The 18924-nt window shown below is 60.3% G+C and carries 21 protein-coding genes and 2 pseudogenes; 16 read left to right on the top strand and 7 right to left on the bottom strand.

Going from position 1 to position 18924, the window contains the following annotated elements; genetic code table 11:
- Window positions 1–22: 22 nt before the first annotated feature.
- The 3 genes from ACR9ZN_RS05345 to ACR9ZN_RS05335 all read left to right on the top strand — a co-directional run bounded on the left by ACR9ZN_RS05345 (window position 23) and on the right by ACR9ZN_RS05335 (window position 1875).
- Window positions 23–880 (top strand): universal stress protein, encoded by an 858-nt coding sequence (locus ACR9ZN_RS05345; RefSeq protein WP_454817305.1) that lies wholly within the window; start codon window positions 23–25, stop codon window positions 878–880.
- Window positions 881–1030: 150 nt separating this feature from the next.
- Window positions 1031–1438 (top strand): YeeE/YedE family protein, encoded by a 408-nt coding sequence (locus tag ACR9ZN_RS05340; protein WP_481271542.1) that lies wholly within the window; start codon window positions 1031–1033, stop codon window positions 1436–1438.
- Window positions 1435–1875 carry a DUF6691 family protein gene (locus ACR9ZN_RS05335; RefSeq protein ID WP_454817309.1) on the top strand — a complete coding sequence of 147 codons (441 nt, stop codon included), beginning with the start codon at window positions 1435–1437 and terminating at the stop codon, window positions 1873–1875. Before ACR9ZN_RS05340 ends, ACR9ZN_RS05335 begins: the two co-directional genes overlap by 4 nt.
- A 105-nt stretch (window positions 1876–1980) precedes the next feature.
- On the opposite strand, the gene ACR9ZN_RS05330 is transcribed toward ACR9ZN_RS05335, so the two are convergent.
- The 3 genes from ACR9ZN_RS05330 to ACR9ZN_RS05320 form a co-directional block, all read right to left on the bottom strand.
- Window positions 1981–2196, bottom strand: coding sequence for a ChaB family protein (locus ACR9ZN_RS05330; RefSeq protein WP_454817311.1), 216 nt, complete (start codon window positions 2194–2196; stop codon window positions 1981–1983).
- 29 nt (window positions 2197–2225) lie between these two features.
- A complete protein-coding gene (locus tag ACR9ZN_RS05325) occupies window positions 2226–2348 on the bottom strand; it encodes a hypothetical protein (RefSeq protein ID WP_454817313.1) in 123 nt (40 codons plus the stop codon).
- 291 nt (window positions 2349–2639) lie between these two features.
- On the bottom strand, window positions 2640–3533 hold the full coding sequence (locus ACR9ZN_RS05320; protein WP_481271541.1) for an ATP-binding cassette domain-containing protein: 894 nt from the start codon (window positions 3531–3533) through the stop codon (window positions 2640–2642).
- Between the two features lie 65 nt (window positions 3534–3598).
- Here ACR9ZN_RS05320 and ACR9ZN_RS05315 point away from each other — a divergent pair.
- Window positions 3599–3762: pseudogene (locus ACR9ZN_RS05315) on the top strand (IS6 family transposase); the annotation flags it as partial.
- Window positions 3763–4136: 374 nt separating this feature from the next.
- Here the strand turns inward: ACR9ZN_RS05315 and ACR9ZN_RS05310 are convergent.
- Window positions 4137–4835, bottom strand: a complete 699-nt coding sequence (locus ACR9ZN_RS05310) for a GntR family transcriptional regulator (RefSeq protein WP_434960328.1) — start codon at window positions 4833–4835, stop codon at window positions 4137–4139.
- A gap of 94 nt (window positions 4836–4929) precedes the next feature.
- On the opposite strand from ACR9ZN_RS05310, the gene ACR9ZN_RS05305 reads away from it, so the two are divergent.
- The 10 genes and pseudogenes from ACR9ZN_RS05305 to ACR9ZN_RS05260 all read left to right on the top strand — a co-directional run bounded on the left by ACR9ZN_RS05305 (window position 4930) and on the right by ACR9ZN_RS05260 (window position 14111).
- A complete protein-coding gene (locus ACR9ZN_RS05305; RefSeq protein ID WP_454817317.1) occupies window positions 4930–5532 on the top strand; it encodes an amino acid synthesis family protein in 603 nt (200 codons plus the stop codon).
- A gap of 16 nt (window positions 5533–5548) precedes the next feature.
- Window positions 5549–6394: an alpha/beta fold hydrolase gene (locus ACR9ZN_RS05300; protein ID WP_454817319.1), complete on the top strand. Its 846-nt coding sequence runs from the start codon at window positions 5549–5551 to the stop codon at window positions 6392–6394.
- The gene (locus ACR9ZN_RS05295; RefSeq protein ID WP_454817321.1) at window positions 6391–7326 is read left to right on the top strand and encodes a flavin reductase family protein; all 936 of its coding nucleotides are present in this window, start codon (window positions 6391–6393) and stop codon (window positions 7324–7326) included. The genes ACR9ZN_RS05300 and ACR9ZN_RS05295 overlap by 4 nt, the downstream gene beginning before the upstream one ends.
- A complete protein-coding gene (locus ACR9ZN_RS05290) occupies window positions 7323–8360 on the top strand; it encodes an LLM class flavin-dependent oxidoreductase (RefSeq protein WP_454817323.1) in 1038 nt (345 codons plus the stop codon). The genes ACR9ZN_RS05295 and ACR9ZN_RS05290 overlap by 4 nt, the downstream gene beginning before the upstream one ends.
- A 4-nt stretch (window positions 8361–8364) precedes the next feature.
- A complete protein-coding gene (locus ACR9ZN_RS05285) occupies window positions 8365–9828 on the top strand; it encodes an aldehyde dehydrogenase (protein ID WP_481271540.1) in 1464 nt (487 codons plus the stop codon).
- A gap of 4 nt (window positions 9829–9832) precedes the next feature.
- On the top strand, window positions 9833–10183 hold the full coding sequence (locus tag ACR9ZN_RS05280; RefSeq protein WP_434960334.1) for an NIPSNAP family protein: 351 nt from the start codon (window positions 9833–9835) through the stop codon (window positions 10181–10183).
- Window positions 10184–10201: 18 nt separating this feature from the next.
- Entirely contained in the window at window positions 10202–11212 is a 1011-nt protein-coding gene (locus ACR9ZN_RS05275; RefSeq protein ID WP_441773528.1) for an ABC transporter substrate-binding protein, read from the top strand.
- Window positions 11213–11444: 232 nt separating this feature from the next.
- Window positions 11445–12236: pseudogene (locus ACR9ZN_RS05270) on the top strand (ABC transporter permease); the annotation flags it as partial.
- Between the two features lies 1 nt (window position 12237).
- Window positions 12238–13038, top strand: coding sequence for an ABC transporter permease (locus tag ACR9ZN_RS05265; RefSeq protein WP_434960336.1), 801 nt, complete (start codon window positions 12238–12240; stop codon window positions 13036–13038).
- Window positions 13035–14111, top strand: a complete 1077-nt coding sequence (locus ACR9ZN_RS05260; RefSeq protein ID WP_481271539.1) for an ABC transporter ATP-binding protein — start codon at window positions 13035–13037, stop codon at window positions 14109–14111. The genes ACR9ZN_RS05265 and ACR9ZN_RS05260 overlap by 4 nt, the downstream gene beginning before the upstream one ends.
- Window positions 14112–14170: 59 nt before the next feature.
- On the opposite strand, the gene ACR9ZN_RS05255 is transcribed toward ACR9ZN_RS05260, so the two are convergent.
- Window positions 14171–14389: an FCD domain-containing protein gene (locus ACR9ZN_RS05255; RefSeq protein ID WP_481271538.1), complete on the bottom strand. Its 219-nt coding sequence runs from the start codon at window positions 14387–14389 to the stop codon at window positions 14171–14173.
- A gap of 107 nt (window positions 14390–14496) precedes the next feature.
- On the opposite strand from ACR9ZN_RS05255, the gene ACR9ZN_RS05250 reads away from it, so the two are divergent.
- Together ACR9ZN_RS05250 and ACR9ZN_RS05245 are read left to right on the top strand one after the other, a co-directional pair.
- Window positions 14497–14832 (top strand): hypothetical protein, encoded by a 336-nt coding sequence (locus ACR9ZN_RS05250; RefSeq protein WP_481271537.1) that lies wholly within the window; start codon window positions 14497–14499, stop codon window positions 14830–14832.
- 1 nt (window position 14833) lies between these two features.
- Complete coding sequence (locus ACR9ZN_RS05245) at window positions 14834–15022, top strand: GMC oxidoreductase (protein ID WP_454817335.1); 189 nt, start codon at window positions 14834–14836, stop codon at window positions 15020–15022.
- Window positions 15023–15336: 314 nt separating this feature from the next.
- Here ACR9ZN_RS05245 and ACR9ZN_RS05240 read toward each other — a convergent pair whose 3' ends face one another.
- Together ACR9ZN_RS05240 and ACR9ZN_RS05235 are read right to left on the bottom strand one after the other, a co-directional pair.
- A complete protein-coding gene (locus ACR9ZN_RS05240) occupies window positions 15337–16599 on the bottom strand; it encodes a PQQ-dependent sugar dehydrogenase (RefSeq protein WP_481271957.1) in 1263 nt (420 codons plus the stop codon).
- A 453-nt stretch (window positions 16600–17052) separates the two neighbouring features.
- A complete protein-coding gene (locus ACR9ZN_RS05235) occupies window positions 17053–17412 on the bottom strand; it encodes a helix-turn-helix domain-containing protein (protein ID WP_454817337.1) in 360 nt (119 codons plus the stop codon).
- Window positions 17413–18924 lie beyond the last annotated feature (1512 nt).

Here is an 18924-nt window from a genome sequence, read left to right as displayed (position 1 = left end):
TGATCACCCAAGGAGATTTGCCGTGCCTCTTCGCTGCATTTTGGTTCCAACCGGCCCAGGCGTGAGGCCCGAGCGCCGCCTCGAGGCTGCATTGGGGCTGGCCAAGCGCACCCATGCCCATATCAATGCACTCTATGTCAGGCCCGACCTGCAGATCGCGGTGCCCTCGATCCTTCCGGTCGGTGCGGCCGGCATCCTGCCGCAATGCAACGACTCCTGTGAAGCCAAGGCCCTCGCTACAACGGGACAACAGGCTTTCGAGCGCTGGTGCGCCGGTGCTCGGGTTGCGATGCAGCCCAATCAAAGGCTGGATGCCACCTTCGCCTCCTGGAATGAGAAAGGGGGCGATGTTGAAACGCTGGTGGCGCTAAACGGCCGAGTCAGTGATCTCATCATCGTCGACAATCCCGCCAAGGCAGGTCCCTTCGAAGCCGCGGCTTTTGATGCGGCGGTGTTCTCATCGGGGCGGCCGGCGTTGATGCTGGGGGAACGATTGCCGGACAACCTTCTCCGGCATGTCGTCATCGCCTGGAATGGCAGTCTGGAAGGCGCTCGTGTTGTCGGCCAGTCCATTTCGTTGCTGCATGAGGCGGAGCAAATCTCGATCATTACCATCCCCTCCGAACAGGATCGGCAGGCCGGGATCGCGGATCTCGGGGATTATTTGCACTGGCATGGCGTGGTCGTGGAGAATGCGGCGCTGGTGCCTGATTTTACCGGAAGCGATGGCGAGAGGATCCTGGCAGCCTGCCATCACGCCGCGGCGACGCTTCTGGTGATGGGAGCCTATACTCACAGCCGCTTGCGGCAGGCTTTCCTCGGCGGGTTGACCCAGCATGTTCTCGACAAGGCAGACTTGCCCGTCCTCATGGCTCATTGACCAAGTCTCCCCGCCTCGCCTTGCATTTGCGCCAGCCACATTGCACATCTGCGCGAGCTCGCTCCATACCGGCATGGAAGCTTTGAAAGAGAATGGAATGAACCTGCATTCGCGGGGCGCTTTACGGCCGGACCAACCGGGAAGGACGTCATGACTGCCTATTGGAACGCGTTGTTTGGTGGGCTGTTGATCGGTGTTTCAGCCGTGCTCCTGCTCATTGCCAATGGGAGGGTCGCCGGCATCAGTGGGATTGTTGGCCGCCTTCTGGCTGGACAGCGGGTTCTTGACAACGGCGCCTTTGTCCTGGGGCTGGTTCTCGGCCCGCTCGTCTTCGCAGGCTTGAACGGTTCCCTTCCGGCCATGACGATTTCTGCATCATGGCCATGGGTCATGCTTGCAGGCCTTCTGGTCGGTTTTGGTACGCGCATGGGATCGGGGTGTACTTCCGGTCATGGCATTATCGGCCTTGCTCGCTTTTCACGCCGATCGCTTGCCGCGACGGTCATACTCCTGACGGCCGGTATATTGACCGCGTCCCTGACGGAGCTGGTGCGATGAAGGCGCAGGCTATTCCTAGACTGGCGATCTCGCTTCTGGCCGGCACCCTTTTTGGTTTGGGCCTTTCGATATCGGGAATGATCGATGCTGCCCGCGTGCTTGGGTTTTTGAATATTGCCAGCGGTCATTGGGATCCGAGCCTGGTTTTCGTCCTCGCCGGTGCGGCGATGGTTGCGATTCCTGGTGTCTTCCTTCAACGCCATTTATCCCGCCCATGTCTGGATGATCGCTTCCACCTTCCTACAAATACGAAGATCGATAGGCCGCTGCTTCTCGGGGCGGCGATCTTCGGCGTGGGATGGGGCGTTGCTGGATTTTGTCCTGGACCTGCGGTAGCCGCACTGTCGACGGGGCGGGCGCCAGTCTTCCCATTTGTGGCAGCAATGACGTTGGGGATGCTGCTGCATGATCGTTTCGGTACCAGAACTGGCAATTGATTTGGAAGGCAATCGGAGGGAGATTTTCAGGTCTCGATTTCCATGATGCTGTCCTGTGCCTTGGTACGAGCAATCATGAAATAGGCGCTCGAAAGAAGAGGACGGTCATGCGTGCTCGATCCAGTAATCGCCATCCTTGTAATATCTGGTTTTGACGGTGGCCCAGGCGACCCGGCGGGCCATCCCTTCGCGCCGGTCTCGCGTGCACCGGCTATAGCTTTCCCATGCGTGATTGAACGCTGCCCGGTAGATTTCCTGCGTATGATAGGGCAACCTCGCACGCAACAGGGGCGGTAGATCTTCAGTCGTGGGATATGGCATGACTGGTTACCGTCCAGGGAGAAAAGGGCTCAGCGCCGGCGCAGGATCCTGTAGACGACAAGGGTAGTCAGACTGCCTGCGACGAGAAGCGTTATCAACCAGGCCAACGTCCTCAGGTCGGCCGTAAATTGGTCCACGATGGCTTCGATCATAATGGCCTCTCCTTTGCTGGGGTTCTGCCTGTCTTGAGGATGGCAACGTCATGGACGACAGCCTTGAGTGACTATGGACATCCTGTTCAGCCGACTAAAATACTCTTGATGCCCGCTATAGCGGCCCGGCCCGGACACGATGGTCTTCTTATTTTGATTGGAGCAGGGATGATGACGTTGATCTATCGCAAAGGAACGGGGTTCAAGTGCGGTACTGCAGATGTTTGAAGGTTCATGGGAGAAAAATAGGGGGCCTGCTCGCGGGAGCTATACGTGTTCGTGCTCGGCCAATCATGCAGGTGCGGTGTGCACCTTCTCCGTCGGTTCGACGGGTGTCCTTGCAAGAATGAGGTGGAGGATCTTCCCGAAGACATGATCGTGCCCTTCACTGCGGCCGATGTGGAGGACGCCGCTATGTCTTAGATCCTCATTGAGGATCTGGAGGAAGCGTCGATGTGCCTCTCCCGTTACCGAATCCAGCACTTCGTCCATGATGATCCAGGCTGGCCTGTGCAGCACAAGGCGGGCGAACGCGACCGCTTGCTGCTCGTCTTCATTCAGATCGCGATCCCAACGTTTTGATGTATCGAGGGCGGGGAAGAGAGATGCCAAGCCAACTTCCTTGAGAGCTGTCTCGTAAGCGCTGGTCTCAAAGAGGTGTATGGGGTCGGGGTAGGCGAGAACCTCTCGTAAACTGCCCGGCGGCAGATAAGGGGTGCGTGGCATATACATGATCGCCTCTCCACGCGGGCGGGTTACCGTACCCGATCCCCACCGCCAAAGCCCGGCCAAGGCCCGAAAAAGCGATGTCTTGCCACTGCGTCGCTCTCCGAGAATTGCCACCCTCTCGCAGGCCTCGAGGTTGGCGCTTTCCTCCCGCAGTCGCGTGCTTCCACCTGGAAAGAACACGGCGAGACGATCCAGGCGGTAGTGTCCGGAATCTCCTTCCGCCAAGACGATTCGATCGCTCTCCTCGCCTGCCTCGTCATCTTCTGCCGCTGCCCGTCGAAAACTCGAAACCCGTAGCAACGTGGCTCGCCAATCTGCGATCACACTGAAATTATCAATAAACCAGCGTAGCGAGGATTGGACCTGATTGAATGCACCGACTGTAACCATCAGGCCGCCGAACGAGAGAGTTCCGGAAAAATAGGCCGGTGCCGCCACGCCGATCGGTACGACCAAGGCAATCCAGCCATAGCCCGCCGTAATCCATGTGAGCCTCGTCTGCCCCCAAGCCAACCTGCGCTATCAAACGCCATGTACATTCCATGCTTGACTTCAAATCAACGACTTACGCCTCGGACATCCTGGATGGATTGAGATGATCCACATGATGCGAAAACGACAGGCAAGATACGCCTATAATCCAGCTCCATCGCTCGCCGAACAATTCGAGATCCTCGCTGCGTGATACGGGGTTAACGAACTGGAATCCCACGTCTCTGCTTCCAGTTTGCAACAGAGCCATTTCCTCTTACGCGGCTTTGTCGAACCGGCCCAGCCGGATCATCTCGATCGCAAGGCTGCGCTGGCGGCTCAGGATATCCGCAACCTGGTTGAGCGGCCCGATCATTGGCTCAAGACCCTTCCGGGTGAGACCCTTTGCTCCATGTTGAAGCGGATTGCCTCCATCGCATCCGGCGGGTCTATCGGATGATACTTGGCCTCATGGACATCGATCAAAGTCGCGAGGACATCGAGGCGACCACCCTCGGGCGTGCCGGTTTCGGCTCCCCTAAGCCGTTCGACTTCGGCGAGCGCATCTTCGTAATCCGCTTCAGAGCACTAGGCTTTCGGCCGCATATCTCCCAAAACCACCTCGGCAATCGTCGCAGCGGCCGAAATGTGCCGTCGACAGGCCGCGGCTCCGGCGTCCGGATCGTTCTTCTCGATGGCGTCGAAGATCTCGCGTATCTGCGCCGGGCCGGTGACCATGCGATTGGCGGTCGAAAGCGTCATCACGCGCAACCTCGAGATGCGGCTGTTCAGACGGCTGACGATATCCCAGGCGATCTTGTGGCCACCGGCTTCGAAGATGATCTTGTAGAACTCGGTCGTCGCGTCGATGATGGCGGCCGGGGAACGCTGCCGCGACGTGCGATCGAGATTGTCCAGTGCCTTCCTTAGCCGCCTCTTCACGTTCGCATCGGCGAGGCGGGCGCAGTCGGCAACGGCCGTCGATTCAACTGCAGCGCGAATGGCATAAATCTGGCGAGCATCGTCCCAATCGAGCCGTGCCACGATCGGCCCCTTGTTGAGGAGCATCGTCACCAGCCCCTCTGCTTCCAGATGGCGAATGACCTCGCGAATGACGGATCGGGAAACGCCGAGCTGGTCGCACAGCGTGCGTTCGACGAGCCGCTCCTCAGGCTCGAAGAGGCCATTGATGATCGCCCGCCGCATCCTGTCGAGGGCGATCTCTCGCAATGTCGCAGGCGGATTCTCGATTCTGAGGGCGGCGAGATTGTCAGCGTTCTTGCTCATGTCTTGGTGTAGCCGCAAAAAATCATCCCGGCAAGGCATTGACACGTGATAATATGGTATACCATAAGATAGCATGATTATGTGAGGACATGCCATGACTGCTCAGGTCCGCAAGACATTGCTCCATGTCGAAACAACGCTGATCGAGGGGGGCAGGGCTGCCTCCACGCCCTTGAAGCTTTTCGCGGCCATGGCCGTGGTGAAGAACCCCTGGGCGGGCAGAGGCTTCGTCGATGATTTGAAGCCCGAGATCCATGCCGCCGCACCCGTCCTGGGTGAATTGCTGACCAAGATGATCCTTGACGCGGTCGGCTCTGGCGAGGCGGTGGAAGGCTACGGCAAGTCCGCCGTGGTCGGACTGGACGGCGAGATTGAGCATGCCTCCGCCCTGATCCATACGCTGCGCTTCGGCAATCATTATCGTCAGGCAGTTGGTGCCAAATCCTATCTCGCCTTCTGCAACACACGCGGCCCGGCCAATGCTCCCATCATGATCCCGCTGATGGACAAGAATGATGAGGGGCGACGTTCCCACTACCTGACCATTCAAACCGCTATCGCGGATGCTCCTGCCGCTGACGAGATCGTCGTGGCATTGGGCGCCTCCGTTGGCGGGCGCCCCCATCACCGTATCGGTGATCGCTACCAGGATCTGAAGGATCTTGGACAGGATATCGCCAATCCGGCCGGCGTCTGAACGAGCGGGGGCCGTCATGCAGACTGAGTCCGCGACGACATCCGCCGATATCGGTCGGGCGCAGGGCGAGACACTCCCGCGCAAGAAGAGTTCGAGGGGCGCCGCCTATTTCGAAGCGGGCAAGGGCGACGTGCTGGTCCTCATCCATGGCGTCGGCATGCGTCTTGAAGCCTGGGCCCCCCAGATCGAGCAATTCTCGAAAACGCACCGTGTCATCGCCGTGGACATGCCCGGGCATGGCGAGAGCGAAAGGCTGCCAGCGGGGAGCGCCATCCCGGATTTTGTCGCCTGGCTTGGCCGATTTCTCGACGATCTGAACCTCAATCGCGCCAGCCTCGCCGGCCATTCCATGGGTGCGATGATTTCGGGGGGCGCCGTTGCCAACTTTCCCAGGCTTATCGCCCGTGTCGCTTGCCTGAACGGTGTCTATCGGCGTGATCCTCAGGCGAAGGCGGCCGTGCTGGCCCGGGCCGAGGCCATCCGTGCGGCAGGCATCGACAAGGAAGGCCCGCTGGCGCGATGGTTCGATGACGAACCTAACAATCGCCAAGCACGCGACCTGACCCGAACCTGGCTCGAACAGGTCGATCCGGAAGGATATGCGGCCGCCTACACCGCCTTTGCCGGCGGAGATGAAGCATATGCCGATTGCTGGCCCTCGGTGGCCTGCCCCGCGCTTTTCCTCACCGCCTCGGGCGATCCCAATTCCACGCCGGAGATGGCAAGGGCGATGGCTGCCGCCGCCCCGAAGGGATGGGCCCGTATCATCGAGGGGCATCGCCACATGGTTAATCTGACGGCGCCCGATGCGGTCAATGCCTTCCTGGCGGAATGGCTGGTGGCAGAGGAGAGGCCGGCATGAACGCGCAAAACTTCGATCCCAAGGCACTGCGGGATGCCTTCGGCGCTTTCGCCACCGGCGTGACCGTGGTGACGACGCACGACGCTGGCGCAAAACCCATTGGCTTCACGGCCAATTCCTTCACGTCCGTTTCGCTCGACCCGCCCCTTTTGCTCGTCTGCCTCGCGAGGAGTTCGCGCAATTACGAGGCGATGACGCGGGCGGCCTCCTTTGCCATCAATATTCTGTCCGAGGTGCAAAAGGATGTGTCCAACACCTTCGCACGACCGGTCGATGATCGCTTTGCGACAGTGGACTGGCGGGTTGGCGAAAATGGTTGTCCTATCCTGTCCGGGGTATCGGCCTGGTTCGAGTGCGCGATGCACGAGGTGGTCGGGGCCGGAGACCATGTCATCCTCGTCGGGCGAATCCTTGCTTTCGATAATTCCGGCCTGAACGGCCTGGGCTATGCGCGCGGCGGCTACTTCACGCCCAACCTGTCCGCCAGGGCGGTATCGGCTGCGGCCGAGGGCAAGATCGAATTCGCCGCCGTTCTCGAGCGCGAGGGTGAGGTGCTGCTGCTCGGCGACCGGCCGATGATCTTGCCGGCCTGCCTGGGCGGCGATGGCAATCCCACCGAGGTCTTGGCGAACCATCTCGGGAACCTGACGGGGCTGCCCGTTACGATCGGCTTCCTCTATTCGGTCTATGAGGACAAGACGTCGGGCTGCCAGCACATCGTCTACCGTGCCTTTGCTGGCGAGGGCGAGCCACGGACAGGACGGTTCGTCCGCCCGGACGCGATCGGGGCAGGCGAGGTCAAGGACCAGGCCACTTTTGACATCCTCTCGCGCTTTGCCCTGGAAAGCTCCATCGGCAATTTCGGCGTTTATTTCGGGAACGAGACGGCCGGCAAGGTGCATTCCATTCCCATGAAGGGGGCCCGCCCATGAAGTTCTCGCTGTTCGTCCATATGGAGCGTCTGGATGCCGGCCAGACCCACAAGCAGCTCTATGACGAGTTCGTGGCATTGTGCGAAATCGCCGACAAGGGAGGCATGCACGCCATCTGGACCGGCGAGCATCACGGCATGGATTTCACCATTGCGCCCAACCCCTTCGTCACCATTGCCGATCTGGCACGGCGCACCAGCCATGTCCGCCTCGGCACCGGCACGGTGATCGCGCCGTTCTGGCATCCGATCAAGCTGGCCGGCGAGGCCGCGATGGCGGACCTGATCAGCGATGGGCGTCTGGACCTCGGCATCGCACGCGGCGCCTACTCCTTTGAATATGAACGCCTGCTGCCCGGTCTCGATGCCTGGCAGGCCGGCCAGCGCATGCGCGAACTCATTCCCGCCGTCAGAGGTATCTGGGCTGGGGATTATGCCCATGAGGGCGAGTTCTGGAAATTCCCGGCCACCACCTCCGCGCCCAAACCATTGCAGGATCCGGTACCGGTCTGGGTCGCCGCCCGTGACCCCAACAGCCATGAGTTTGCAGTCGTCAATGGTTGCAATGTGCAGGTCACCCCGCTCTGGAACGGCGATCGGGAGATCGAAAGCCTGATGGAACGCTTCGAGGCGGCCCGTGCCAAGGCGCCCGAGGTCCCCAGGCCGAAGATCATGCTCCTACTGCACACCTATGTCGGCGCGGACGCGGCCGATGTGGTGCAGGCGACCCGGGAACTGAGCGTCTACTACAACTACTTCTTCGCCTGGTTCAAGAATGAGCGGCCGATCCATCAGGGGCTGATCCAGCGGCTGAGCGAGGAGGAGATCGCGGCGAACGCCACGCTCTCGCCCGAAGTCATGCGCGCCAATCTGGCGCTCGGCACGGTCGACGAAATCATCGCCCGCCTCAAGCACTACGAGGCGCTGGGCTATGACGAATATTCGTTCTGGATCGATACCGGCGTGAGTTTCGAGCGCAAGAAGGCTTCGCTCGAACGTTTCATCGCCGACGTCATGCCTGCCTTCAAGGATTGAGGCGATGCAGCGTTTCCAGCTCTACATCGACGGGGCCTTTTGCGATGGCGAGGCTTCCTTCGAAAGTATCGACCCGGCAACTGGCACCGCGTGGGCGTATATGCCCGAAGCGCGCGAGGCCGACGTCGACCGGGCGGTCGAGAGCGCGCACAGGGCGCTTTACGAAGGCCCCTGGCCAGGGATGACGGCTACCCAGCGTGGAAAGCTGCTTTACAAGCTGGCCGATCTCGTCGCCGCCAACGCGCCCAGGCTGGCCGAACTCGAGACCCGCGACACCGGCAAGATCATCCGCGAGACCTCCGCCCAGATCGCCTATGTCGCGGAGTATTACCGCTATTATGCCGGCATCGCCGACAAGATAGAGGGTGCCTATCTGCCGATCGACAAGCCGGACATGGAGGTCTGGCTGCGTCGTGAACCGATCGGCGTGGTCGCCATGGTCGTGCCCTGGAACAGCCAGCTCTTCCTGTCTGCCGTCAAGGTCGGCCCGGCGCTCGCCGCCGGCTGCACCCTGGTGCTGAAGGCCTCCGAGGACGGGCCGGCGCCGCTTCTGGAATTCGCCCGGCTGGTGCATGACGCCGGCTTCCCACCGGGGGTCGTCAACATCATCACCGGTTTTGGCCCTTCCTGCGGCGCGACGCTCGGGCGGCACCCCAAGATCGCCCATGTGGCCTTTACCGGAGGGCCGGAAACCGCGCGCCATGTCGTGCGCAACTCCGCCGAGAACCTGGCCTCCACCTCGCTGGAACTGGGAGGGAAATCTCCTTTCATCGTGTTCGCCGATGCCGATCTCGAAAGCGCGGCCAATGCCCAGGTCTCGGGGATCTTTGCCGCAACCGGCCAGTCCTGCGTCGCCGGCTCGCGCCTGATCGTGGAACGAAGCATCAAGGACCGGTTCATCGCCATCCTCAAGCGCAAGGCGGAAGCCGTGCGCATCGGCAGCCCGCTCGACATGGCAACCGAGGTCGGGCCCCTCGCCACGGCGCGCCAGCGCCAGCATATCGACGCGCTGGTCGAGCGCTCGTCCGCGATGGGTGCCAGGATCGTTACCGGCGGCCGGGTGCCCGAAGGGGAGGGCTTCTATTATCCTCCCACCATTCTTGATTGTGACGGCGTGGATTCGCCGTCGCTGGCGGAAGAATTCTTCGGGCCGGTTCTTTCCATCGTCTCCTTCGAGACCGAAGCGGAAGCCCTGCGTCTCGCCAATGACACCGCCTATGGGCTCGCGTCCGGCGTGTTCACCCAGAACCTCACCCGGGCCCATCGGCTGATGAAGGGTATTCGGGCCGGCGTCGTCTGGGTCAACACCTACCGCGCCGTCTCGCCGATCGCGCCTTTCGGTGGCTTCGGGCTTTCCGGGCATGGCCGCGAAGGCGGCCTGGCCGCGGCGCTGGACTATACCCGGACAAAGACGGTCTGGCTCCGAACCTCCGACGATCCCATCCCCGATCCCTTCGTGATGCGGTGACACCATGTACTACGAGGTGCGCACATACAGGCTCAGGAACGGTGCCGTGCCCGTTTACCTCAAGGTCGTCGAGGAGGAAGGCATCGCGATCCAGAAGGAGCATCTGGGGCATCTGGTCGGCTATTTCTTCTCCGAGATCGGGCCGATCAACGAAATCATGCATATCTGGGCCTATACGAGCCTCGATGACCGGGAACGGCGCCGGGCCTCGCTCGCCGCCGATCCGCGCTGGCAGGCCTTCCTGCCAAAAATCCGCGACCTCATTGAAATCGCCGAAAACAAGATCATGAAACCGGCTGCCTTCTCCCCTTCGAAGGTGGCCGGTCACCATGGCGCATCCAGACAAGAGCCCTGACAACCGGAGCGTGGGAACATGAAATCGACGTCGATAGTCGCCGCCTGTGCGGTATTGCTGATCATGGCTTCGCCTGCAGCCGCAGCGGACCTGGTCTTCTCGAGCTGGGGTGGAACCACCCAGGATGCCCAGAAGGCGGCATGGGCGGACAAGTTCACGGCCAAGGCCGGGGTCAATGTCGTGCAGGACGGCCCGACCGACTACGGCAAGATCAAGGCCATGGTCGAGGCCAACAGCGTCACCTGGGACGTGGTCGACGTCGAAGGTGACTACGCTGCGCAGGCCGGTCCGAAAGGCTTGCTCGAAAAGCTCGACTTCGGCGTCATCGACAAGTCCAAGCTCGACCCGCGCTTTGTGACCGACTATTCGGTCGGCAGCTTCTATTATTCCTTCGTGATCGGCTGCAATGCCGATGCGGTTGCGACCTGCCCGAAGACCTGGGCGGATCTGTTCGATACGACGAAGTTTCCCGGCAAGCGTACCTTCTACAAATGGTCGGCGCCGGGCGTCATCGAAGCCGCCCTGCTGGCTGACGGCGTGCCCGCGGACAAGCTCTACCCGCTGGACCTCGATCGCGCGTTCAAGAAGCTCGATACCATCAAGGCTGACATCATCTGGTGGTCGGGCGGTGCGCAATCGCAGCAGCTCATCGCATCCGCGGAAGCGCCGTTCGGCAGCGTCTGGAACGGGCGCATGACGGCTCTGGCGAAGACCGGCGTCAAGGTCGAGACTTCCTGGGAGCAGAACATCACGGCAGCGGATTCGCTCGTCGTGCCCAAGGGCACGAAGAACAAGGATGCTGCCATGCAGTTCATCGCCTTCGCTACCTCGGCCCAGGCCCAGGCGGATATGGCTGCTGCGACGGGGTATGCCCCGATCAATCTCGATTCCGCCAAGATCATGGATGCGGAGACGGTCAAGACACTTCCGGATCAGCAGAAGGCGAGCCAGATCAACGCCGACATGGCCTATTGGGCTACCAACCGCGATGCGATCGGCGAGCGCTGGTACGCCTGGCAGGCAAAGTAGATCGCATCGGCCCCGGAGGGGAGGGGCGATCCCTCCCACCTGTCTCCTGTCCAGGGCGTTCGAGGTTCGGTGGAAACCTCGAACATTGACAGGACGGGCTTTGCTCCACGGCACCCATATTCCGACGTAGCTCCATGCGGAAAGGACGGCCATGTCCCAGCAGATACAAGCCAGCGCCGCGGCGCTGGCCGTTTCGCTTCCGGCGCGGCCGCGAGGCTTGGCCTGGATCATGCCGGCCCTTGTCTTCGTCGCCCTTTTCTTCGTCGTGCCCGTAGCCCTATTGCTGCTGCGCAGTGTCCTCGAGCCCGTAGCCGGTTTCGGCAACTACGCCGAACTGCTGGGTTCCTCCACCTATCTGCGGATTTTCCTCAACACGTTCCTGGTGTCGGCGGTGGTGACGATCGTGTCGCTCACCATCGGCTTTCCCGTGGCGTGGGCCTTGGCAATCATGCCCAAGAAGCTCGCCGCCCTCGTCTTTGCGATCCTGCTGCTGTCGATGTGGACGAACCTGCTCGCCCGCACCTATGCCTGGATGGTGCTGTTGCAGCGCACCGGCGTGATCAACAAGCTGCTGATGAGCCTTGGCCTTATCGACAAGCCGCTCGCCCTGGTCAACAATCTCGTCGGCGTGACGATCGGCATGGTCTACATCATGCTGCCTTTCATCGTGCTGCCGCTCTACGGCGTGATCCGGAAGATCGATCCGGCCATCCTGCAGGCTGCGGCCCTGTGCGGCGCCACGCGCTGGCAATCGCTGACGCGCATTCTCCTGCCGCTGGCGATACCGGGCATGGTTGCGGGCGCGCTCATGGTCTTCGTGATGTCGCTCGGCTATTTCGTCACCCCCGCGCTGCTTGGCGGTACGGCCAACATGATGCTGGCGGAACTCATCGCCCAGTTCGTGCAATCGCTGGTCAATTGGGGCATGGGCGGGGCAGCGGCGCTGGTACTCCTCGTCGTGACGCTAGCGCTATATGCCGTGCAACTGCGGTTCTTCGGCGGCCAGAATCCGGGAGGGCGCTAGCATGCTGTTGAATTTCGAACGCCTGGGCTGGTGGAAATTTGTCCTGCTCGCCATCACCGCCCTGACGGCTGCTTTCCTGCTCCTGCCGATCCTGTTCATCGCGGCCCTGTCGTTCGGCTCGTCGCAATGGCTGATCTTTCCGCCGCCGGGCTGGACGCTGAAATGGTATTCGGATCTGTTCGCCGATCCCCGCTGGCTGCAGTCGGCCTGGACCAGTTTCAAGATCGCGGCCATCGTGACGGTGCTTTCTGTTCTGCTGGGACTCGTCACCTCCTTCGGCCTGGTGCGCGGCCGCTTCTGGTTCCGCGAAGGGCTGAAGGCCCTGTTCCTGACGCCGATGATCCTGCCGGTGGTGGTGCTGGCCGTCGGCCTCTATGCCTTTTTCCTGAAGATCGGGCTGAACGGCACCATGACGGGTTTCGTGATTTCCCATCTGGTGCTCGCGCTGCCCTTCTCCATCCTCTCGATCAGCAGTGCGCTCGAGGGTTTCGACAAGTCGATTGAGGACGCGGCCATCCTGTGCGGAGCGTCGCCGCTCGAGGCGAAGATCAGGATCACATTGCCTTCGATCAGCCACGGCCTGTTTTCGGCCGCCATCTTCTCCTTCCTGACCTCGTGGGACGAGGTGGTGGTGGCGATCTTCATGGCGAGCCCCACTCTGCAGACCTTGCCGGTCAAGGTCTGGGCGACCTTGCGCCAGGATCTGACACCGGTCGTCGCGGCGGCTTCGACACTGCTGATCCTGTTGACCCTGGTCCTCATGGCGCTTGTCGCACTTGTGCGCAAAGGATTGAAATCATGACGCAGCCCTTCCTGCAAATCCGAGGCATCCGCAAGGAATACGGAGCGGTCGTCGCGGTTCAGAACGTCAATCTCGAGGTCGAGAAGGGCGAATTCCTCACCTTTCTCGGTCCCTCCGGCTCGGGCAAGAGCACGACGCTCTACATTCTTGCCGGCTTCGACAACCCGACGGCTGGCGATATCAGGCTGAACGGGACGACCCTGCTGTCCACCCCTTCTCATCAGCGCAATATCGGCATGGTGTTTCAGCGCTATACCCTGTTTCCGCATCTGTCCGTCGGCGAAAACATCGCCTTTCCCCTCAAGGTCCGGCGCAAGTCCAAGGCCGAGGTCGATGCCAAGGTCAAGGAGATGCTGCGGCTGGTCCGGCTGGAGGGCTACGAGGATCGCAAGCCGGCGAACATGTCGGGCGGCCAGCAGCAGCGCGTGGCGCTCGCCAGGGCATTGGCCTACGATCCGCCGGTCCTTCTGATGGACGAACCCCTGTCTGCGCTCGACAAGAAGCTTCGCGAGGAAATCCAGTACGAGATCCGGCGCATCCATCAGCAGACCGGCGTAACGATCCTCTATGTGACGCACGATCAGGAGGAGGCACTGCGCCTGTCCGATCGCATTGCCGTCTTTTCCAAGGGCGTGATCGACCAGATCGGAACCGGGCCGGAACTTTACGCCAATCCGGCGACGCGCTTCGTGGCCGAATTCATAGGCGACAGTAATTTCCTGCCCTGCGACGTGCTTTCGACCACCACAGGCCGCGCCGATATTTCGATCTGCGATTCGATGACGGTGTCCGATGTGCCCGTACACGGTTTGGCCTCCACGGGCAGCAAAGCCTCCGTCATGTTGCGTCCGGAGCGCTTGTTCCTGTCGAAGACCCAGCAGGAACGGGGACTGCCCGTCACGGTCAGCGACATCACCTTCCTGGGCAACAACATTCACGTCGTGACCAGGACGGGCAGGGGTGACGAATTGTCCGTGCGGTTGCCGTTCGGCCACGAGGCCATTGCCAGCCTGGGGCGTGGAGACGCCGCGTGGCTGCGGTTCGATGCAGGATCGGCCCACGTCTTCGGTTGACCAATGCTATAGGGTCTAGGTCTTGGCCTTGCGCAACGCTTCGGTGATCTCATCGCGGGCTACATCATCGCCTGCCGGGCAGCCTCGGGCTCGCGCAATCGGATGGCATTGAAGACGGCCCGGTGCTTCATGATGGCATTCCCATGTGACTCGCTTGCCCGGTTCGTGAGGCGGAAGTTCGCCAGCAGAGCGGCGTGGGATCGGCCGAACAACTTAAGGAGTTCGGGCTTGCTCCCATTCTCGACGCGCCGGGGGTGGGAAAGAACCTGCTCGAACACTCCTCATCAGGCCTGATCTGTCACCTGCCGGCGCGCTCGCGCCTGCCTCGTGCCGGTTGCTGTTCTTCTGGGTCAACAAATTCTATTCGAGCGGTACGGTCGGTCTCGTGAGACAGGCCGAGGGCACGCCCGGCATGCATGTCGACTTTCGAATGATGAGCGATGAGCGTGACCGGGTGCGACTTTCCGATGCCTTTCGCCTGGGCGCGGGCGTCCTGCGCGCGCTGGAGAAGCAAGGGGCGCGCACAAGGGTCCTGGCGGCGCGCCTTTCCGATCGCGCGCGGCGCTTCGGCTTTCCGAGCCTGCGCAACACGGCTCTCACCGGCCTGGCCGGCATGCTGCTCGATCTGGGCGGTCCGCTCACGGACACCCTGCTCGAGCGCATGATCGGCGATGAAGTCGCCCTGAATGGTTTCCTCGACGAGGCTGTCACTGGCGTGTAGCATGCTTCGGAACTTGCCGGATGGGCGCGAACGGGTCCCCCTGGCCATTACTGACGCCCAGGGCCGAGTGAAGGGGCTCGACGGACTGCGTGTTTGGGATGCCTCCCTGTTTCCAACCATTCCCGCTGCCAATATCAATGTCCCCGCCATCAATATGCCTTACGAAGAGCTGGAAGAGCGTTTGTTTTGAGTTGTTGCGCGACAACGAGGTTATTGCCCATTGCCGCGGCCCACGATGCATATCGGCACCGGATGCGGTTACCGTTCCGCAGGCAAAGGGTACCCAACCATGCTATTTCCCGGATGGGTTCGCGTACTGGAAAGCTGCAAGGCTTGGCCGTCGAAACTGGTCACTGAACTCGCGCAGCGCTGATGGGGGGCGTCGCCTTAACCGGCGCGAGCCGTCGGTCATGTCTCTCAAATATCGTTCCACTCTGCCCGCTCTAACCGGTTAAGGCGCCGCCACCGGCAAAGCCTCTTCCTCCAGCTCAACCAGCCTGGATATCAATCGGTGGGCAACGCAGGCGATACACGCCATACCGTGTTTCCGACATCATCCGCCACCAGCAGAGCGCCTTTGCCATCGATCGCCACGCCCACAGGTCTTCCATAGGCGTTCCCGTGTTCATCCCGAAATCCCGTCAGTACGTCTCTGGACCGACCGGAGGGCCTGCCTTTGTGGAAGGGAACGAAGATCACCTTGTAGCCGCTGGGCGGATTGCGGTTCCAGGAACCGTGCTGGCCAATGAAGGCGCCATGCTCGCCAAATGCTAGGCCGAGTGACGCTGTATGCGGTCCCAGCGCGTAATCCGGAGGGATGGCCTTGGCAACCAGGTCTGGCCGCGGCGGCTGCGGCCTCGGGTCGACATGCTGCCCATAGTAGGAATACGGCCAGCCATAGAAGGCGCCTCGGCGCACCCGGGTCATATAGTCGGGCACCAGGTCGCTGCCGAGTTCATCGCGCTCGTTAACGGCAGCCCATAGGGCTCCTGTCCTGGGTTCGATGCCCATCCCGACCGGATTACGCAGGCCTGAGGCAAAAATCGTATGGCTCCCGTTCCTCGGATCGACGGCCCAGATCGCCGCGCGGCCGCTTTCTGCAGCCATGCCATTCTCGCCGGCATTGCTGTTGGAGCCGACGGCCACAAAGAGTGTCCTACCGTCCGCGCTGGAAACGACGTTCTTGGTCCAATGGTGGTTGATGGGCCCGGCCGGCAAACCCGTGACCTTCACTCCGGCGTCATTGACGCGTGTCTGTCCGAGCCGAAACGGAAACCGCAACAGCGCATCGCTATCCGCGACATAGAGTCCATCGCCGAGCAGCGCCATGCCAAAGGGCGAGTTGAGGCCGTCCATGAGAATGAAGCGGTCATAGGTCTCGCGTCCGGGATGCCGGCGCAGCAACGAGATACGGTTGGCGCTCGGCGTGACGGCACCGGCCCTTTTCATCACCAGCTTTGTGATCCATCCCTTCAATCCTTTGGAATCCTCCGGTTTTGGTGGCGCATTGGTCTCGGCGACGAGGATGTCGTCATTCGGCAGGACGTAGAGCCAGCGAGGATGCTCCAGCCCCTGGGCAATCGCGGTTATGCTCACTCCCTTGCCAGCGATTGGAGCCGCGCCGGAAGCCCAACCTCTGGCAGGGGCAATCTTGAGTGTCGGCAGGAGTGTGGTTTTCTGCGGCGGCAGTTGTGGGGAGGGGCCTGAGCCGGCGGCCACCGACAGGTTTGCGTGATCGGCGCAAGCCGAGAGTGGCAGTGCAACCACGACTGCCCAGACGGCAGGCCGCTTCAGGACCGTACTGCGATAGCCTGCGTTCAACGGGACGTATCCCTTCAAGTTGGCGAATTACCAAGAACACGGTAGGCAAGCAGAAAATTAGAGAGCCACCTCTGTAGGTTCGCTTATTCCCACAATCGCACTCAGTCCTGCACCATGATCTTTAGCAAGAGGCCTATTACGATCAGCGTCTTCATTTAAGATAACTCTTTCCTGGCACCCCTTCCCTGTCGATGCGGCTTTTAACGTGGAAGAGCAGCGCCTTGCCATGCCGAAGTGACGGATCATGGTCTGGCTGAAGGAGTGCTGCGGGTCAGGGGGGTCCCCGAATCTTAGAACCTGCTGATCTGGCTGGAAATTCCGATCGGGATGTCAACATGACTGCGCCGGACACTTGCTAAGGGCCAGGAAAAGCTCAAAAAGCAAGAAGATCGGCGTGCGTCAGGAATTTGAATTCCTGTCCAAGTCAAGAAGTTTAGCCACGTTGATCCTGAGAGCCTTGGCGATCTTGATGTAGGTGGTGAGTGGGGCGTCGGTACTTCCACCCTCGATGCTCGCGACCTCTTCAATTGAGATATCCGCGTTGCGAGCAAGATCCTCGACAGTCAGGTTATTCATCTCACGCCAGACCAGAGCAGTACTGATACGGCTCGTGTTTTTATTTACGGAAATAACGGGAGGTAGATTCTTCATAGATCTCTGTACATCAGCTCTCATCCTATAGTAGGGGCTGCATGTGACTGTCATATCTCTACCGTTGGGAATATCGGAACGGCTTGATCCAAGGGTTGTCCTGGCCATGTGAAACTCCGCTCGCTCCCCTGATGGTCTCTGTGCATTCTTTTCTTGAGCAGGCCGTGTGTCGCATTATCGAATTGGAAAATGCCGCGCTTCTGAAGGTCACGCATGACGCTGGCCTTGTCGCAATCATCAAGACTTTGGCAGCGACCTCACGCGACTGTGCGGTCTTTTCTACGACGACACTATGCGTTCTCTCGGCCTTGAGATTGACTCGGTCTGTGGCCGATACTCGAAGTATATGAGCCGTATATCCGAACGTCGAAACTGTGGCGATGACGGCCGCAACCGGCAAGCAAAGGCGGAGATCCATTTCACTCCTCCTCCAAACCGTTGCGGATTTCGGACGCCGCGCCGATGCTCCGTGACGTGGCAGCGGGAAGGCGAGCACCGCTGGGTGGCTGGAAAAAGGCGATAGGGCACCAAATATCCGAGGCAGAGAGCATCTACCTATGCTTTCGTCGAGGTTACGAACCGGATCGAGGCCAGCCCTGATAGATTAAGCCTAGCGACGATGGGGAGAGGGCTTGCGTCCCCGCCGGGTCCTGGAACCGGGACTATCGGCTGAAGCTATCCCGTACAGTGACGGCGAGAAAATATTCGTGAAGAATGTATACAGATGCATTTCAAGCAAGAGAGGAATTAGCAAGTATTTGTATTTTGATCGGCGATGGAGCAGTGACCTCCAAAAAAATAAGTATACTCGTAAACTCTCGAATATCACAGAATCGGAATCTACCTAAAGCGCGCGAGGGCTCGCAGGTTCCGCGATGAGGAGTCGGTCCTCCTCCGAGCACCAAGAGCCAACGGGTAGAATCGCAAATTGTTCATTCCGGCACGCTCTCGAAGATCTCATGAAAATGCCGGCTCCTCGTCAATCTCTCGCTTCGATCGAAGGCCTGCCGCATCAATGCAGAGGTAACTGCGATCAAGCGCGCTGGCAGGCGTATCTGGGTAATTTCCGATCCTGCAATCGTTTTTGCCAACGACATACACTCGACAGTCGCGGTCTCGAAGCGTCGAGGGACAAGCCGGGATCTGCATGCCTCCACGCCGCGGGCATTGCGGTACATGCCCCATCAAGGACACCGCCGAAGCTGTGGCGGGTGAGTGGATCAGATAGGCGAGGCGATGACCGTCTGGGTAGTATTCCCGATGTCATTTCTCGATATAGGTGCGGCTAGCCAACGCGTTCCCAAATAGGCTCGCCAGGCTCCCATTACTGCTCAAGCGCCTGGGTCCTCGCGGCGTGTCGACCAACTGCTTATCCGAGAGGGGGGCCGTCAGGACGATATCCAAGTAAACATAACTTAATATTCGCAGAAATTTAGGCGAAAAATATACAGAAAGTAACGTATTATTGATCTCAATTTTTAGTACTTTTGTGATATTATTTTAAATTGATACGGATTATATATTTAATATTGATAATAATATTTGGAAATAAAGGGTGATGTCAAGTATATCTTAGAAAAGAATCCCTGTATCAATAAGTAATAATATGGCTTTATAATT

This window comes from Labrys sp. HAY1-8F (assembly GCF_056754975.1).
This window is presented reverse-complemented; position numbering and strand designations above follow the sequence as displayed.

Bases quoted from the DNA above. Each gene is read 5' to 3' on its own strand.
- ACR9ZN_RS05300 (WP_454817319.1), top strand. From the start codon at position 5,549: ATGCAGACTGAGTCCGCGACGACATCCGCCGATATCGGTCGGGCGCAG.
- ACR9ZN_RS05325 (WP_454817313.1), bottom strand. From the start codon at position 2,348: ATGATCGAAGCCATCGTGGACCAATTTACGGCCGACCTGAGGACGTTG.
- ACR9ZN_RS05245 (WP_454817335.1), top strand. From the start codon at position 14,834: ATGCTTCGGAACTTGCCGGATGGGCGCGAACGGGTCCCCCTGGCCATT.
- ACR9ZN_RS05295 (WP_454817321.1), top strand. From the start codon at position 6,391: ATGAACGCGCAAAACTTCGATCCCAAGGCACTGCGGGATGCCTTCGGC.
- ACR9ZN_RS05280 (WP_434960334.1), top strand. From the start codon at position 9,833: ATGTACTACGAGGTGCGCACATACAGGCTCAGGAACGGTGCCGTGCCC.
- ACR9ZN_RS05265 (WP_434960336.1), top strand. From the start codon at position 12,238: ATGCTGTTGAATTTCGAACGCCTGGGCTGGTGGAAATTTGTCCTGCTC.
- ACR9ZN_RS05340 (WP_481271542.1), top strand. From the start codon at position 1,031: ATGACTGCCTATTGGAACGCGTTGTTTGGTGGGCTGTTGATCGGTGTT.
- ACR9ZN_RS05260 (WP_481271539.1), top strand. From the start codon at position 13,035: ATGACGCAGCCCTTCCTGCAAATCCGAGGCATCCGCAAGGAATACGGA.
- ACR9ZN_RS05310 (WP_434960328.1), bottom strand. From the start codon at position 4,835: ATGAGCAAGAACGCTGACAATCTCGCCGCCCTCAGAATCGAGAATCCG.
- ACR9ZN_RS05305 (WP_454817317.1), top strand. From the start codon at position 4,930: ATGACTGCTCAGGTCCGCAAGACATTGCTCCATGTCGAAACAACGCTG.
- ACR9ZN_RS05275 (WP_441773528.1), top strand. From the start codon at position 10,202: ATGAAATCGACGTCGATAGTCGCCGCCTGTGCGGTATTGCTGATCATG.
- ACR9ZN_RS05235 (WP_454817337.1), bottom strand. From the start codon at position 17,412: ATGGCCAGGACAACCCTTGGATCAAGCCGTTCCGATATTCCCAACGGT.
- ACR9ZN_RS05335 (WP_454817309.1), top strand. From the start codon at position 1,435: ATGAAGGCGCAGGCTATTCCTAGACTGGCGATCTCGCTTCTGGCCGGC.
- ACR9ZN_RS05285 (WP_481271540.1), top strand. From the start codon at position 8,365: ATGCAGCGTTTCCAGCTCTACATCGACGGGGCCTTTTGCGATGGCGAG.
- ACR9ZN_RS05290 (WP_454817323.1), top strand. From the start codon at position 7,323: ATGAAGTTCTCGCTGTTCGTCCATATGGAGCGTCTGGATGCCGGCCAG.
- ACR9ZN_RS05330 (WP_454817311.1), bottom strand. From the start codon at position 2,196: ATGCCATATCCCACGACTGAAGATCTACCGCCCCTGTTGCGTGCGAGG.